Genomic DNA, 15,244 nt, shown 5'->3' with positions numbered 1-15,244 from the left:
ATCGCGATAGCGATTCTGTTGGATGCCACCGTGGTGAGAGCTCTGCTGGTGCCAGCGCTGATGCGCCTGTTTGGATCGTTGAACTGGTGGGCACCGCGCTGGATGAAGCGACTCTACGAAAAAGCAGGCCTCAGCCACTAAAGGTATTCTTTAGGAGCCAAAGGAGGCAGCAATCACCTCGTCGATTCCTATTACCCAGCCGATTCGAATTCCATTCGATGGCCGGGCTAAGCGCTACCGACTTGGCATTTTGCTTGCATACCCGGGACTATTCATTCTCATGGCTGGCGATGCCGTTCGCTACAGCGTTGGCTGGGGTGGCTGGGCTGTAATCGTTGGCGTTGGAGCGGTAATCGCTTTGGTTGCCCTTTTGGCTGGCAAGCCCGGCAAAACTTTGATGCGCGTCCCGGTGCCGCTTGCTCTCTTACTTGCTTTGATGGCGTTGAGTTTGATTTGGAGCCAGTACCGCGGCTTTACCGGGATTGCCCTGGCAGCTCAAATTGGAACCACGATCTTTGCATTGTTCTTGGCTAATCAGTTTGGTTGGCGGCAGCTGCTGAATATTTTTGCCAATACCCTGCGACTTGTTTTAGGGGCTTCGCTGCTATTTGAGCTGGTTGCTGCAATCTTTGGGCCAATTAAGCCAATTTTTCCAAACTACGAAGGCGACGAGCCACCTTCTGCTTCTTACCTTTGGTCACAGGGCAATCTATTTGAAGGTGACCGCATTCAGGGCATCATGGGTAATGCCAACCTGCTCGCCTTTACGGCAGTTTTGGGCATCATGGTGTTCCTGGTCGAATACATCGTTACTCACAAAAAGCGCAGCTTGCCGCTTAACTCTTTGATCTTGGCGGTTTTGCTCGCTGCTTTGGCTAAGAGCGCGGGTATGACGTTGGCGATCGCCCTGATTGCCTTTGCGGCGTTGATTGCAATCTTCTCCGAGGGTAGAGACCGCGCTATGCGCCACCGGATCTATGGCTACGGCATCTGGGCTCTGGTTAGTGTTGCGGTGTTTGGTTTGATCTATCGGGCTGAGCTGTTTGATCTGCTGGGTCGCTCGCCGGATGCCTCGGGCAGGTTCTACATCTGGGGTGAGGTTCTGAATCTGATTTGGGAGAAACCGCTAGAGGGCTGGGGCTGGATCAGCTACTGGGTGCCGGGGGTCGAACCATTTGAAGGCTTGATTGTGATTAACAAGGTGCCGATGTATCAGGCCCACAATGCCTTTTTAGATATTTGGTTGCAGTTGGGCATCCTTGGCTTGGTGCTCCTGGTTTGGTTGATGCTTCAGGGCTTCAACCGGCTTTGGGCAGTGGCTGTTCGGCACACCAACCCGCTTTACCTGTTCCCACTGTTTGGCTTTTTAGTTATCGCGGCCCAGTCTTTGACTGAATCCAGGTTGCTGATTGAAATTAGCTGGGTATTGCTGGTGCTGCTAACGACAAAGAGCCGGGAGCCTTTTGCGGAATTAGAGCCTTTAGGTAGGACACCAAAGCGCCTAAAGCTTTTGCGAGCACCATTGGATTGGTTTAGGAAGAAGCGGATTTCAGCCTGATCTGCTCTTTGTAGATTTCGAGCATGCGCTCGGTGAGCTTTGACTGCAGCAGCCAAGAGTTATCCTCATCGTCACCGCGACGGTTATTACCAGAAGCGACGTCGGCAAAAGCCTCTTTCATACTGACAGCTAGCGCATCGATGCTTTCGTCCCCGGTTACCCACCAGTGACCGGGCTTTAGTTCTCCCGCAACGCGTTTATCGCAACAAAGTGCCGGGGTCCCAAAGGCTGCGGCCTCAAAGACCGTCATGCCCTGGGTTTCAAAGCCGATCGAAGTTTGCAAGACCACATCTGCATCGGCAAAGGCCTGCAGCATCTCTTCGCGATCCACGCGACCGTGGAAACTGACTTTGTGGCCAAGTCTGAGGGTTCTAACCAAGCTCTTGGCCGGAGTCTCTAGCGCTCCGGTGCCGTAGATAACCAGCTCGGCATCCAGGTTTGCCCTTTTGAATGCTCGAATGGTCTGCAAAAGGCGCTTCTCTCGAAGGAATCGACCCGCCCAGATGAACCTAATCGGCTTGTTTGGGCTTTCGGTTTGGCGCTTTAGGCCTGCCACCGAGTCATCGTCAACGCCGTTGAGCATCACGGTGACATTGTGGGCAATGCCGTGCTCCTCGATGGTCTTTGCAAAGTGAGAGCTTGGCGCCATAACCAGGTCAGCATGTGGATAGGTAATAGCCATGTATTCCCAGCCATCTTTTGCAGATTGTTTCGGCTGTCCGGAGACCTCGCAGTATTTCTTGGCAGCGAAGTTAAACAATCTGGCGTTCAGACGCTTACCGATAATGCGCTCAAGCACCACGTCGATGTTGGTGTGGGCATGGTGGATAAGCGGAATATTGTGCTTTTTGGCAAGCGCGAGGGAAATTGCTGCAGCGGCAAAGTCACCCTGCAGGTGAATTAGGTCAAACTTCTGCTGCGCAAAGACTGCTTCGGCAACCTCGTAAGCCTCTTCCATATCCCAAACCGCGGAGTATTCGCCATCTGGGCTGAGTCTTCTAGAAGGCAAGACGATGGTGTCGTCATCCGGGAGGGCGTTGGCAGACTTTGGAGCGAATACGGTGACTTCAACCCCTGCGCGTGCGAGGAACTTGCGTTGCAGCCTGACCGAGGTCTGTACCCCACCCAGGCTCATCGGATGCTGATCCATAAAGATCGCTATATGCAAGAACTCACCTTTGCTTTGTGCCTTAGGAATGCTAGCAACAAAGCAGTTAGAGCCAAATTAGTTTGGGTCCGCGGCCTCGGATTATTTGACCGGAGCTTTCCAGGCCCACCACAAAAGCGGGATCTGAAGCGGTAATCGTAACCATGCAATCAGAGCAATATCTGGGTTGGTGGTGAGGCTGTCGATCGCAAACCACCAGTTTGCCGGCCACACCGCCAACAGCGTAAGCACTGTGAGAAGGGGCGCCCAGCGCTGCTTGAAGATCAAACCAATCGCTGCGGCTAGCTCCATGACGCCGGAAATCACAATAAGTTCGGTTTGCAGTGGTAGCCAAGGTGGCATCAACCAAACGAAAGCTGCTGGGTTGACCAGGTGCAGCACTCCTGAGGCCAAAAACAGTGCGGCGACAATAAGTGCGCCGATTCTTTTACCTAGTGTTTTGCTAGCCACAGCACGAACCCATCTAGCCAGCTTCTAGGCATTACATAAAAGACCAGCTTTAGGGCACGTACGTCCCAGGAAACCGGATAGTGCGCCCTTGGCCAGCGAGCGGTAGCAGCTCTAACCATCGTCTTTATGGTCTTATTTGGTCCTGGGGAAATGCGGTAAAGACCACCGAGCCACTTATTGAGCCCAGCCATCACTCTGTCGTAATCGCCAACTGCGCGTCCAGACTCCAATAGTCCAAAGGCAACAGCTCCAAAGTTGGTTTTTGAGGTTCCCGGTTCAACAGTGCTTACCCGGATCCCAAGCCAGCGGGTTTCTTGGCGAAGCGCATTCGCTACCGCCTTTATGGCGTGCTTGGTGGCGGCATACCAGCCCAGACCCGCAAGCGAAACGTGCCCAACTACCGAGGTGGTCATGATGATTCGGCCAGATTTCTGCTCACGCATTTGAGGCAGCACTGCGCGGATCGAGTTCTCAACGCCAAAGACGTTCACCTCAAAGATTCTTCTGACCTCCTCAGGAGTGGTTTCTTCAACCGAGGAGAAGTTTCCGTAGCCGGCATTTGCGACCATCAGGTCGATTCGACCGTGATCGGCGATCGCTTCCTTGACCACTACATCAATGTCTGCGCGGTTAGTTACGTCCATTCGCCTGGCAACTGCCCCAAATTCTTTGGCTTTTTCTAGTGCTACCGAATCTCGGTCGGTGGCATAGACAATCCAGCCCTTGTTGGTGAGTTCCTTGGCGAGACCTAGGCCAAAGCCTGAACCGGCTCCGGTGATGATGGCGACATTGCTCATAGTTTCCAACTTAGCTGGTTATGCACCACTCACATGGCAGAATTGTCTAATGACTTCTCACACTTCAGTAGCAACTCTGCACACCAACCACGGCGTAATCAAGGTAAACCTATTCGGTCTACACGCCCCAAAGACCGTGGCAAACTTCGAAGGCCTAGCCACCGGCGCAATTGAGTGGAAAGACCCACGCACCGGCGAGACCCACACCGGAAAGCCGCTATACGACGGCGTTATCTTCCACCGAGTCATCGAAGGCTTCATGCTTCAAGGTGGCGACCCAACCGGCACCGGCATGGGCGGACCTGGCTACCAGTTCGGCGATGAGATCCACTCAGAACTCACTTTCCAAGAGCCATACAAGCTAGCAATGGCAAACGCGGGTCCTGGCACCAACGGTTCGCAGTTCTTCATCACCGTTGCCCCAACCACCTGGTTGCACGGTAAGCACACCGTATTCGGTGATGTGGTCGACGAGGACAGCCGCAAGGTAGTGGACAAGATCGGCCTAGTTGCAACCGATGGTCGTGACCGTCCACTAGATGACGTGGTCATCGAGTCAATCACCATCGAAAAGGTCTAATTGGCCTTTCGGCTATCAGCTAGAAAAGCTCCGATAACCAGCATGCTGCTGGTTATCAATGTGTTGATTTGGCTTGGGCAGATATCTCCGCTGGGGTATCTATTCACCAATCAGTTCTTCTACGCGCCACTGTTTACCCCTTGGGAACCTTGGCGAATGATTACCTCGGGCTTTGTCCACGACTGGAACAGCCCCTGGCACATCCTGCTGAATTCATATGCCATCTGGATCTTTGGGCAGCAGCTTGAGCCGATGCTTGGGAAACTGCGCTTTTTGGCGCTTTATTTGATCTCGATTTTTGGTGGTTCGGTGGCGGTATTGCTGCTCTCCAACCCACAAACCCCGGTGGTCGGTGCATCGGGAGCACTGTTTGGTTTGATGGGTGCGTTCTTTGTGGTGATCCGCTCAATTGGCGGGAATCCAACCCAGATCTTCTTGCTTATCGCCATCAACTTCTCGATGGGCTTCTTTGTCTCTGGAATCTCCTGGGAGGGTCACCTGGGAGGATTAGTCACCGGATTGGCAATTGCCTCGGTGTATGCGGGGACTAGGCGTGAAAATCAAAAGGTCGCCCAGGTATTGGGAGTGGTTTTAGTAATCGCAGCGCTAGTGGTGCTTACGCTGTGGCGCATTCAAGAGTGGATCTAGTTACTTCCACTTGGTGGTCATGACAAAGCCAAGCATGGCGATGCCGAAACCGATCAAAATGTTCCAGTTGCTTAGATCAATGAAAGCTGCGCTACCAAGCGGGTACTGCGCGCTTGAGATGTAGAAAATTAGAATCCAGACCAAGCCCACGACCATAAGGCCGAACATGGTCACCTTGTACCAGGTTGGGTTTTCTTGCTGGTCATCGCCAACAATGGCTGGACGAACAGCTTCCTTCTTCGGAGCTGGCTTACGACGTGAGGTTGATTCAGGCATGCCAGAAGTTTATAACCTCAAAACGCATCTCGCTGACTCAAGTTAGGCTATTGGGACTATGGTCCGGATTTTGGTGCTCGACAATTACGACAGTTTTGTCTACACGCTCAATGGCTATTTGCAGCAGCTGGGTGCTCAGACCGAAGTTGTTCGAAACGATGCTGTCACCGAGGCTGAACTGCCAGCACTTCTAGCCAGATTCGATGCGGTTTTGATTTCTCCGGGACCTGGAACCCCCGCCGATGCTGGGCTTTCTATCCCAACCGTGAAGTATGCGCTGGATCACAACTACCCGGTATTTGGCGTTTGCCTAGGTCATCAGGCGATTGCCGAGGCCATGGGGGCAACGGTGAAGAGCGCCCCAGAATTGATGCACGGCAAGATTTCCAAGATCAACCACCAGGACAGCGCGATTTTCCAGGGGCTTCCGCAGGGATTCAATGCCACCCGATACCACTCACTTGCAGTTGTCTCAGAGACAGTTCCGGAAGATCTAAAGATCACCGGTCACACCGATTCTGGTGTGATTATGAGCCTGCAGCATGTTTCTAAGCCAATTTACGGTGTTCAGTTTCACCCAGAATCGGTCATGACCGAGGGTGGCTACCAGATGCTTGCCAATTGGCTTGCGACATTGGGCGAGACCGGTGCAATTGAAAAGGCTAAGTCACTTAGCCCAAGGATCGAAACTAACTAGTTTCCAGTTCCTGTATCTACAACCGGGTCAACGATGCACTCCACATACAAGATGATGCTCTTCTTCTGCGGAGCTTGACCGGCAGGAACTGACTGGTCTAGCACGATGTTTCCGATTTGACCGGCACAGGTTGGACCATCCAAAGTTTCAATCGAAACCGTGTAGCCAATGGTTGGCGCGGTCAGGATGTTCCTCGCCTCGACTACATCTAGGTTTCTGACATCTGGAATCTGCACGGTGCCATCCGAGAGCACCAGGTTCACGATCGAACCAAGTGGCAACTTGGAGTTTGCAACCGGGTCAGAGGCAATCACGGTCCCCTCTGGGATATTGGCGCTAGAAACCACGGTTATTGTGCCAACCGCAAATCCTTGAGCTTCAATCATGGCAACCGCCGACGCTTCGGTTTGGCCAACCAGGCTTGGGACCATCACCTCGGTAGCACCGCTTGAAACGTAGAGCGTGACTGGGGTGTTAGCAGAAACCTGAGTTCCAGCGGCAGGTTCCTGGCGAATAACGATGCCTTCCGGAACGGTGTCGCTCTTTTCGTAAACCCTGAGAACCAATAGGTCCTGCGCTGCCAAGGTGGCTGCGGCGTCATCGTAGAGCGAACCCTCGACGCCAGATACCGTGATGCCTGACCCTGGGTTGATTGGGGTTCCCGCTCCGCCCAGGTTCATGACCCAGAACAATAGACCCACCAAAATAACCAGCACACCGGTTCCAAGGCCCCAGAGCACACCTGCGTTGATCTTGGTGGTGGTTACGGTCTGCACGGTTTGACTCGGCATGGTCTCGAATCCATCGATCAAATCAATGCCGTCGGTCCTTGGAGTCAAAACGGTGGTTGGTGCCACCAAAAGTTCGGTCTCTGGCGCTGGGACAGTCGTTGGTACAACCGGGATAGGAGCGCTTTGACCATTGGCCGCGGCCAAAAGGTGCTCGCGGAATTCTTCTGCACTCTGGAAACGATCGGCACGATCTTTTGCCATCGCTCGCAAGACAACCTGATCAAGCTCTGCGCTCACTCGAGGGTTGAATTGACTCGGTGGAACAACTGCCTCAGAAACGTGTTGGTAGGCAACTGAGACGGCGCTTTCACCCTTGAATGGCGGGCGACCGGCAAGCAGCTCATAGAGAATTACACCGGTTGAGTAAAGGTCGGTGCGACCATCAACCGCCTCGCCGCGGGCCTGCTCTGGCGAGAAATATTGTGCGGTGCCAATGATTCCAACAGTGGCAGCCTGGGTAGCAGAGTTATCAGAAATCGCTCTGGCGATACCGAAGTCCATCACCTTTACCGAGTCGCCATCGCCGATCATGACATTCGCCGGCTTGATGTCACGGTGGACAACACCGGCTCGGTGTGAAACCTCAAGAGCGGTCAAAATACCGCCGATGTAGCGAACTGCCTGCTCCGGAGCTACGCCACCCTCGTGAACTAATTCTCTGAGTAGGCGACCGCGAACCAACTCCATGATGATGTATGGGGTTTTGCGAGGATTGCCGTTTTCGTCCGTCGTCTCTTCTTCGCCAGCGTCGTAGACCCGAACAATGGTTGGGTGTGCCATGCGAGCAGAAGCCTGGGCCTCTTGGCGGAACTTGGATTCAAAGCTTGCGTCATTGGCTAGGTCTGACTTGAGTAGCTTGATCGCGACAGTGCGTCCGAGGCGAGTGTCGTAACCCTCGTATACCTCGGCCATGCCACCACGGCCCACTAACTGCCCCATCCGGTAACGGCCGGCAATCAGTCTTTCGTTCTCAGTCAAAATAGCTCTTTCTACCTCGCCATAGTTTAGTTTTTCTAATCCCGAAGTCCCTGGCAGGACTCGGTCACAGTCTTGTTACCCTTGCGAACCCTCTTCGGTGGATGCGGCTGCCGGATCCGAGACCGTCGAGGACTCTGTTGTTACTGGCTCTGGAATCACAACCGGTGACTCCTCCACCTTCTCCACGTAATAGGTAACGTCGATAACACTGCCGATTGTTATGTTTCCGGTTGGAGAAACTGCATAGACGATTCTCGCCTGTGAGCTACCGGCCTCAACCTCTGTGCCTGGTATTGCGTTTACCCGCATGCCCAATTCAGCCAGGCGAGCGGTAACGATGCTGAGGTTCTCACCGATGATGTCGGATCTAAGAATCAGCTCACTGGTTACCTCTTCCGACTCGGTTACCACCTCACTCACAGTTGCACTCTCGGTCGAAGTGGTTTGCTCGGTGCTGGTTGGAGTCTGAGTTGGCAGGTTCTCGGTGTTTGGATCCGAGAGAATCGCCACTATTACCACGATTGCCGTTATGCCCAATAGCCCAACGGTTGCAAGCCAAGGCCAGACAATCGGCGCTCGCGGCAGTGGTGCGGTGTCGGTTGGAATTACCTCGGTAATGCTTTGCTCGATGTAGCTGGTGTCTGTCGAGGTGCTAGCTCTAAATCCTGGCTTGCGCTTTTCACGAAGCAGTGCCTCGGCACGAATTGCCAGTGAGGTTGCAGACTCAGGACGCTGGGAAGGCTTCTTCGCAAGACAGCTCAGCACAAGGTTCTGAACCCTTGGATCAATGGTATCTGGAAGAGCGGGAGGCATTTCGTTGATGTGTGCCATCGCAATAGCCATCTGGTTTTCCCCAGTAAATGGCCGCTTTCCTGCCAGCGCCTCATAGGCAACAACTCCGAGCGAGTAAAGGTCGGTAGCCGGTGTTGAAGTCTTACCGGTTGCCTGCTCGGGAGCGAGGTACTGGACGGTTCCCATGACCTGGCCGGTCTTGGTGAGCGGCACCTGGTCACCAACGCGAGCGATACCAAAGTCGGTGATTTTCACCTTGCCATCTGGGGTAATCAAAAGATTGCCGGGCTTGATATCCCTGTGTACTAGGCCTCGGGAGTGCGCAGCACCAAGCGCCCTGGAGGTTTGGGCAATTATGTCCAGAACCTTTTCCTCGGAGAGTTTCTTCTCGCGCTCCAAAAGCCTCGAGAGTGATTCACCTGGAACCAGTTCCATAACCAAGAAGGCACTGCCAGAGTCCTCGCCATAGTCAAAGATATTCGCAATGCCCTCGTGTTCAACCAGAGCAGCACTCTTTGCCTCGGTTCGGAAGCGCTCTAGGAATAGTGGGTCGCCGAGGTACTCCTCTTTGAGGATCTTGATGGCGACCTGGCGCAAAATCAACTCGTCTTCAGCTTGCCAAACCTCACCCATGCCACCGATGGCAATGCGAAGTTGAAGACGGTAACGATCACCGTAGAGCTGTCCTACCGATGGCTTCATTTCTTTAGCACCGCCTCAATAACTAAGCGTGCGATCGGAGCAGCAAGTTGGTTTCCGGTGCCGTTTTGTCCTGCACCGCCACCGTCTTCAAGCACTACCGCAACCGCAACCCTTGGGGCCTCGGCGGGAGCAAAGCCGGTGAACCAAAGGGTGTATGGGTCGTTGATGCCGTTCTCTGCGGTTCCGGTCTTGCCCGCAACCGCGACACCTTCGATCTGAGCACGGGTAGCAGCACCGGAGTTCACCGAGTCCACCATCATGCGAGTAAGAAAACCGGCGGTTAGCTTGGACATTGGCGAGGAGAGCACGACCGGCTCTGGCTGGCTAAGCACGTTTAGGTTTGAGGCAACCACCAAATCAATAAGCTGCGGGCGCATCAGCACGCCCTGGTTGGCGATGGATGCAGAAACCATTGCCATCTGCAGCGGGGTGACTCGAACATCGAACTGTCCAAACCCAGTAAGCGCCACCTGCGAATCTTCTAGGTTCTCCGGATAGATGCTTGGGGTCACTGAAAGCGGAATCTCAAGCTCACTACCAAAGCCCATCAGTTCTGCCTGAGCGCGAATGCGCTGCTCGCCAAGGGCAACCGCCAACATCGCAAATGGCACGTTGCAGGACTTGATCAGTGCGGTTTCCAAGGTGACGGTCTCACCCTTGCCACAGGTTGAGCCGGAGCTATTCTCAACAAAGCTGAAGGTTCTTGGCAGGCGATAGCGCTGTAAATTCTCAAACACACTTGTTGCGGTGTACTGCCCGGATTCCAGTGCTGCGGCAGCGACCACCAACTTAAAGGTCGACCCCGGGTGGTAAAGATCACCGGCGATAGCTCGGTTGATTAGCGGCTTATCCTCGTCCTCGCTGTAGGTCGTGTAAGCATCGGTTACCGGACCATATAGGTGAGCGGCCAACATGTTGGCATCAAAGGTGGGCTTTGACACCATGGCCAAAATTCGACCGGTGGCAGGCTCAATGGCAACCACGGCACCCTTGCGGTTTCCAAGCGCATCCCATGCAGCCCGCTGAACGTCTGGGTCAATGGTTAGCTCAACGGCAGCTCCGGTTACTGGCTTGCCATCCAGTAGCGCATTGATCTGCTCAAAGAACTGTGCCGAAGACTGTCCAGAGAGGTAGCTGTTCATTTTGCGTTCGATGCCCTCGGCACCGGAGAAAAGCGAGGAGTAGCCAATCACGGGGCTGTAGAGCACGGACGCATATTCACGGTTGAAGCGATAGGCATCGTTGACCGGAATGCTCTCAACCACTGGCACCCCGTCAACCAAAATGGCGCCACGCTGCGTCTTATATGTCTCGTAGGAAGCACGAACGTTTCGGCCATCCTTGTAAAGGTCAGCACTTCTTAGCACCTGGATCGAACTTGCCATTGCAAAAAGCGCAAGGAACATTGCGGTTAGCGCAAGACCCACTCTTCTTACCTGCTTGTTCATGCCTCCACCCGCTTCAAAGACGAGTCGGAGATTCTAAGTAGCAGCGCAATGATTACCCAGTTGGCAACCAACGAGGATCCACCAGCGGCCATAAATGGTGTGGTGAGGCCGGTCATTGGCAGTAGCCCCATCACACCAGATGCCACCACAAACAGCTGTAGTCCGATTACAAAGCTCAAGCCAATTGCCAACAGCCTGGAGAAATCATCCGGGTGGCTATTGGCGATGCGCAAGCCTCGGTAAACCAAAAGCAAATACACCGCGAGGATCGCAAACAGGCCGGCAAGCCCTAACTCTTCTCCCATAGCGGCAATGATGAAGTCAGATTCTGCAAGCGGGATCAGCTGCGGGAAACCACCACCCAAGCCGGTTCCAATTACATCGCCATTCGCCATTCCAAAAAGTGCCTGCACCAGCTGGTAGCTACCGCCGGCAGCGTTGTAGTTCTCTGCCGCAAACGGATCAAGCCAGGCATCAAACCTTCTACCGACATAGTCGAAAACTCTCGATGCAACCAGGGCTCCGGTCACCATCATGACTAGCCCTGCGCCAACATAGAAGGCCCTGCCGGTAGCGGTGTAGATCATCACCAAGAAAAGTCCGAAGTACAAAATCGAGGTTCCAAGATCACGCTGCAAAACCAGCACGCCGAGTGATGCAGCCCAGAACAACAGGATTGGACCGAGGTCTTTAGTCCTTGGCACCTTCATAAACAAAAGGCGTGAACCAATTTCACTCAGGGTGTCTTTTTTAGAGACCAGGTAACCGGCAAAGAATATTGCCAGCAAAATCTTTGCAACTTCGCCAGGCTGGAAGGAGAGCTCTCCAACCCCAACCCAAAGGGTTGCACCATTGATGGTCTTGCCAATCACCGGGGCTGCCGGCAACATCAGCAGGAACACCGCCATGGCACCTGCAAGGTAGGGGTACCTTCTGAGCACCAGGTGATTTGGAACTAGTCTCACCACTACGGCGGCCATGATCATCGCAAAACAGGTCAGCCAAACCTGGCGATCTGCATAAATCTCAATCCCACCTCTAGCGATCTCGGCAAGATCCAGCCGGTAAATCATGGCGATGCCCAAACCATTTAGTAAGTAGGCCAGCGGAAGCATTAGACCGTCTGCACCAACCGCGTGCTTACGAAGGATGTAGTGCACCAGACCCGCTGCGATTGCAGGAGGGGCCCAATAGAAAAGCATGTCCCAGCTCATCTTCTGCAAAACCGCTAGCTGCACCTGAGCCAGCGCGAAGGCATTGATACCCGCCACCCAGAACAGCAAAACCGCCTCAAAGTTTCTTGACCTTGGCACTGCCTTGAGCAGCATCGGAATCGCTGTGGTTAGGGAGACGTTACTCATCGACTACTCTCCCGCAGCTGCTCGATAATGCGCTGGGCATCCTCAAGTGACTCAGCAGAAATGGAGCGTTCGATTAGCGTTTGCTGGAAAGGCGCGAGGTCATCAAGCTGGATCTCGCTCACCAGGTATGGCTTAGAGAATTTCCATGGACCCAAAGACTCTCTAATGCCCTGGAAAATTGTGACCTGTCCCTGGTGAACGTCGACGTAGTAGCGGGTCTGGGTGTACTGGTAGGCAACTGCACCCATGCCGGCAAGCAATCCAGCTACCAAGAACCAGCTGGCAACAATGCGGAATGAGCGCCAGCGAATCTTGCGCCTGGTCTCCGAGAGGATCTTGTTCAAAAGCTCCTCGGACTCAGGTGCGTACTGGGTTGGGTCCTCTGGAGATTGAAGTAGGTCGAGCAGGCTGCGTGGTGAGAACAGACGAAGAATCTTGCCGCCCTTGCGCTCCTCGATGACCACCTCATTGGCTGCGGAACCTACGAAGTGAGCGCCAGGTTCAAACTCCAAGTTGGTTGAGGGGCGAACCAAATCAACAATCACGACGGTGACGTTGTCGGGAGCACCAAATTCCAGCGCCTCGCCGACCAAAAGCTCCGCAACCTCTTCGGTTGGAATTCTTGAGGTGAGAATGCGATCCATCACGGCTTCTGGAACTACACCGCAAAGCCCGTCGCTGCACAGTAGCCAGCGATCTCCAGGCAGTGCGTCATGCAGAGCAATATCAATTTCCGGTTCGCCAGAGACATCTCCCAGCACGCGCATCAAAACACTGCGACGAGGGTGAACCAATGCTTCCTCAGGGGTGATTCTCCCTAGGTCAACCAGCTTTTGAACGAAGGTGTGATCAGCGGTGATTTGAGTAACTTCGCCATCTCTAGCTCGGTAAATCCTGGAGTCACCAATGTGGGCGGTGATGATCTGAGAGCCGTGCAGCAGCATTCCCGAGAAGGTGGTTCCCATGCCCTCAAGTTCTGGGTGATCTGCCACCGTCGCAGAGAGCATGCCGTTGGCTTCTAGGATGCCGGTGCGAATCGAGTCAATTGCTTCCTCGGTGCTCTCGTAGCGAGCATCGGTAAGAGCCACTCGCTGAGAGGAAATGGCGGATGCAATGTCGCCACCGGCATGACCACCCATGCCATCGGCCACGAAAAACAGTTGGTAACCGGCGTAGCCAGAGTCCTGATTTGAGCTGCGGTGCTTGCCAATGTCGCTAGCCGCGTAGGAGATGGATTTGACCGCCACCGCTAATTACCTCAACTCGAAGGTAGTGGTGCCGATTCGAATGGTTGCACCCTGGCGAATGGTTGCCGGAGTGGTTACCTTCCTACCATCTAAGTAGGTGCCATTGGTTGAGTTCAAATCTTGCAGCACCCAGTCTTCACCAACCAAAACCAGCTTGGAGTGCATGTTCGATGCAAACTCATCTGAGATCACAACATCACAGCTTGCACCTCTACCAATCAGGAGCTCTCGCTTACCCGCGATGTCGATAAATGTTCCAGCGGTTCGGCCGGTGAGCATAGCGATTTGGGTTGGGTCAAAGACCTCACCGTCTTCGATACCAAGGCTCGCTACCGATCCGACTACCGATCCACCTCCGGCAAGAGCCGGTGCATTCTGCCTGGCAATTTTGCTGATTACGCGGCGGCCATAAAGGTCGGCACGAATGACCGAGAGCAGGCTCAGGATAAAAATCCATAGCACCGCAACAAAGCCGATTCGGACTAAAAAGAGCGCAAGTTCACTCATGCATCCACCTGCGCATTCGCACTGAGTTCAAATTCAAATTCGCTACGACCAGCCTTGATCACATTGCCGGAGCGAAGTACGACCTCCGAGATCCGAGTGTCATCAACAAAGGTTCCGTTGGTCGACTGGCGATCTCTGATCGCAGCGACCTCACCGTTCCAAGCTATTTCAAAGTGAATTCGGCTCAGTCCACGATCATCAATTGCAATATCTGCCACATCTTCGCGACCCACGGTCGTAACGCCAGTTTTTAGCGAGATCCGCTTGCCATCAACAATCAGCGCAGGCGTCCAGTTGACGGATTTGTTCAGCACTGCGTAGCCAACCTTCACCTGACCGCGAGGAACGTGGTGGTCAGGGGCAAGCTGTAGCTCCAGATTGCTGGCTAGTCGGTAACCCTGTTTTGCGGCATATTTTGCAACCTCAAGCTGGACGGCGCTGAGAATGCCAGGGGTAATTCTTGGGAGGTCGATTGGCGAAATCAGAATCTTATAAATGTGAGGAACTAGGACTCGGTCTTTATCGACCGCAGCGGCAGCCTGATCCATCGTTGAGCGAATCGCCTGGCTGAGTTCAACAGGCTGCAATTCGGCTTTGCTCAAACGCGCAAAGACAGAGCCAATGCCCGTCTCAATGCGCTTTTCAACCTTGTCCAGAAAGCTCAATTAGCCCGCTCTCATCATCTTTAGCAGTGGGGGTAAGTCTACCCACCCACCCCTTACCGCGCGCTTATTTCTCTGCTAATCTCACAACTCGTTACAAGGCCAAAGCATTCAAACGCGGAAGCCTTGCGCACCAACAGGAGATACGTTGACCCTCAATACATTCGTGATTGCCCTAGAGGTGCTCGGTGTTATTGCATTTGCGCTATCGGGCGTGATTGAAGCGGCTAGAAAGCACTTTGATCTGGTTGGCGTTGTAATGGTGTCTTTTGTGACCGCCTTTGGTGGCGGAACCTTGCGAGATGTGCTTTTAGAGCGCAAACCATTTTTCTGGGCCGAGCAAGAGTTTTGGGTTTGGGCACTTATTGGCCTAGCGATCGCAATGCCGTTTTTCTTCCGCTCTCGTCACATTGAGCTCACGGAGCGGGCCATATTGGTCCCAGATGCCATTGGGCTTGGAATCTTTACCGCAGGTGGAACCCACATCGCACTGGAATTAGGCAGCAGCCCTTTGATTGCGGTCCTGATGGGTGTCATTACCGCTGTGGTTGGCGGAGTCTTTAGAGATGTCTTGGTGAACGA

General features: G+C 53.8%; 16 protein-coding genes. 5 read left to right on the top strand and 11 right to left on the bottom strand.

What is annotated here, in order from left to right:
- Positions 1-250 precede the first annotated feature (250 nt).
- A complete protein-coding gene (locus AC128V_RS04000; protein WP_482763393.1) occupies positions 251-1,558 on the top strand; it encodes an O-antigen ligase family protein in 1,308 nt (435 codons plus the stop codon).
- On the opposite strand, the gene AC128V_RS03995 is transcribed toward AC128V_RS04000, so the two are convergent.
- From AC128V_RS03995 to AC128V_RS03985, 3 genes are all read right to left on the bottom strand, one after another.
- The gene (locus tag AC128V_RS03995; RefSeq protein WP_482763392.1) at positions 1,533-2,726 is read right to left on the bottom strand and encodes a glycosyltransferase; all 1,194 of its coding nucleotides are present in this window, start codon (positions 2,724-2,726) and stop codon (positions 1,533-1,535) included. The two genes, AC128V_RS04000 and AC128V_RS03995, sit on opposite strands and share 26 nt — an antisense overlap.
- Before the next feature lie 81 nt (positions 2,727-2,807).
- Entirely contained in the window at positions 2,808-3,176 is a 369-nt protein-coding gene (locus tag AC128V_RS03990) for a DoxX family protein (protein ID WP_482763391.1), read from the bottom strand.
- The gene (locus AC128V_RS03985; RefSeq protein ID WP_482763390.1) at positions 3,158-3,973 is read right to left on the bottom strand and encodes an SDR family oxidoreductase; all 816 of its coding nucleotides are present in this window, start codon (positions 3,971-3,973) and stop codon (positions 3,158-3,160) included. The genes AC128V_RS03990 and AC128V_RS03985 overlap by 19 nt, the downstream gene beginning before the upstream one ends.
- A gap of 49 nt (positions 3,974-4,022) precedes the next feature.
- Between AC128V_RS03985 and AC128V_RS03980 the strand changes: the two genes are divergently transcribed.
- Both AC128V_RS03980 and AC128V_RS03975 read left to right on the top strand, forming a co-directional pair.
- Positions 4,023-4,553, top strand: a complete 531-nt coding sequence (locus AC128V_RS03980) for a peptidylprolyl isomerase (RefSeq protein WP_482763389.1) — start codon at positions 4,023-4,025, stop codon at positions 4,551-4,553.
- Positions 4,554-5,201, top strand: a complete 648-nt coding sequence (locus AC128V_RS03975) for a rhomboid family intramembrane serine protease (protein WP_482763388.1) — start codon at positions 4,554-4,556, stop codon at positions 5,199-5,201.
- Here AC128V_RS03975 and AC128V_RS03970 read toward each other — a convergent pair whose 3' ends face one another.
- Positions 5,202-5,477 (bottom strand): cell division protein CrgA, encoded by a 276-nt coding sequence (locus tag AC128V_RS03970; protein ID WP_482763387.1) that lies wholly within the window; start codon positions 5,475-5,477, stop codon positions 5,202-5,204.
- A 58-nt stretch (positions 5,478-5,535) separates the two neighbouring features.
- Here AC128V_RS03970 and AC128V_RS03965 point away from each other — a divergent pair, with 58 nt between their 5' ends.
- The gene (locus AC128V_RS03965; RefSeq protein ID WP_482763386.1) at positions 5,536-6,174 is read left to right on the top strand and encodes an anthranilate synthase component II; all 639 of its coding nucleotides are present in this window, start codon (positions 5,536-5,538) and stop codon (positions 6,172-6,174) included.
- Here the strand turns inward: AC128V_RS03965 and pknB are convergent.
- The 7 genes from pknB to AC128V_RS03930 all read right to left on the bottom strand — a co-directional run bounded on the left by pknB (position 6,171) and on the right by AC128V_RS03930 (position 14,665).
- A complete protein-coding gene (gene pknB / locus AC128V_RS03960) occupies positions 6,171-7,943 on the bottom strand; it encodes a Stk1 family PASTA domain-containing Ser/Thr kinase (protein ID WP_482763385.1) in 1,773 nt (590 codons plus the stop codon). The genes AC128V_RS03965 and pknB overlap by 4 nt on opposite strands.
- Before the next feature lie 75 nt (positions 7,944-8,018).
- Positions 8,019-9,437, bottom strand: a complete 1,419-nt coding sequence (locus AC128V_RS03955) for a serine/threonine-protein kinase (protein WP_482763384.1) — start codon at positions 9,435-9,437, stop codon at positions 8,019-8,021.
- Positions 9,434-10,885, bottom strand: a complete 1,452-nt coding sequence (locus AC128V_RS03950) for a peptidoglycan D,D-transpeptidase FtsI family protein (protein ID WP_482763383.1) — start codon at positions 10,883-10,885, stop codon at positions 9,434-9,436. Before AC128V_RS03950 ends, AC128V_RS03955 begins: the two co-directional genes overlap by 4 nt.
- On the bottom strand, positions 10,882-12,246 hold the full coding sequence (locus tag AC128V_RS03945; protein WP_482763382.1) for an FtsW/RodA/SpoVE family cell cycle protein: 1,365 nt from the start codon (positions 12,244-12,246) through the stop codon (positions 10,882-10,884). Before AC128V_RS03945 ends, AC128V_RS03950 begins: the two co-directional genes overlap by 4 nt.
- Complete coding sequence (locus AC128V_RS03940) at positions 12,243-13,493, bottom strand: PP2C family protein-serine/threonine phosphatase (protein WP_482763381.1); 1,251 nt, start codon at positions 13,491-13,493, stop codon at positions 12,243-12,245. The genes AC128V_RS03945 and AC128V_RS03940 overlap by 4 nt, the downstream gene beginning before the upstream one ends.
- Positions 13,494-13,499: 6 nt before the next feature.
- The gene (locus AC128V_RS03935) at positions 13,500-14,000 is read right to left on the bottom strand and encodes an FHA domain-containing protein FhaB/FipA (RefSeq protein ID WP_482763380.1); all 501 of its coding nucleotides are present in this window, start codon (positions 13,998-14,000) and stop codon (positions 13,500-13,502) included.
- Positions 13,997-14,665 (bottom strand): FhaA domain-containing protein, encoded by a 669-nt coding sequence (locus AC128V_RS03930; protein ID WP_482763379.1) that lies wholly within the window; start codon positions 14,663-14,665, stop codon positions 13,997-13,999. The genes AC128V_RS03935 and AC128V_RS03930 overlap by 4 nt, the downstream gene beginning before the upstream one ends.
- Before the next feature lie 145 nt (positions 14,666-14,810).
- Here AC128V_RS03930 and AC128V_RS03925 point away from each other — a divergent pair.
- The coding region (locus AC128V_RS03925) for a trimeric intracellular cation channel family protein (protein ID WP_482763378.1) at positions 14,811-15,244 on the top strand (434 nt) is incomplete at its 3' end.

Source organism: Aquiluna sp. (assembly GCF_965064355.1).
Note: the sequence above shows the minus strand (reverse complement) of the source record. Positions and strands in the feature narration are given on the sequence as shown.

Bases quoted from the DNA above. Each gene is read 5' to 3' on its own strand.
- AC128V_RS03955 (WP_482763384.1), bottom strand. From the start codon at position 9,437: ATGAAGCCATCGGTAGGACAGCTCTACGGTGATCGTTACCGTCTTCAA.
- AC128V_RS03965 (WP_482763386.1), top strand. From the start codon at position 5,536: ATGGTCCGGATTTTGGTGCTCGACAATTACGACAGTTTTGTCTACACG.
- AC128V_RS03985 (WP_482763390.1), bottom strand. From the start codon at position 3,973: ATGAGCAATGTCGCCATCATCACCGGAGCCGGTTCAGGCTTTGGCCTA.
- AC128V_RS03970 (WP_482763387.1), bottom strand. From the start codon at position 5,477: ATGCCTGAATCAACCTCACGTCGTAAGCCAGCTCCGAAGAAGGAAGCT.
- AC128V_RS03980 (WP_482763389.1), top strand. From the start codon at position 4,023: ATGACTTCTCACACTTCAGTAGCAACTCTGCACACCAACCACGGCGTA.
- AC128V_RS03950 (WP_482763383.1), bottom strand. From the start codon at position 10,885: ATGAACAAGCAGGTAAGAAGAGTGGGTCTTGCGCTAACCGCAATGTTC.
- AC128V_RS03935 (WP_482763380.1), bottom strand. From the start codon at position 14,000: ATGAGTGAACTTGCGCTCTTTTTAGTCCGAATCGGCTTTGTTGCGGTG.
- AC128V_RS03945 (WP_482763382.1), bottom strand. From the start codon at position 12,246: ATGAGTAACGTCTCCCTAACCACAGCGATTCCGATGCTGCTCAAGGCA.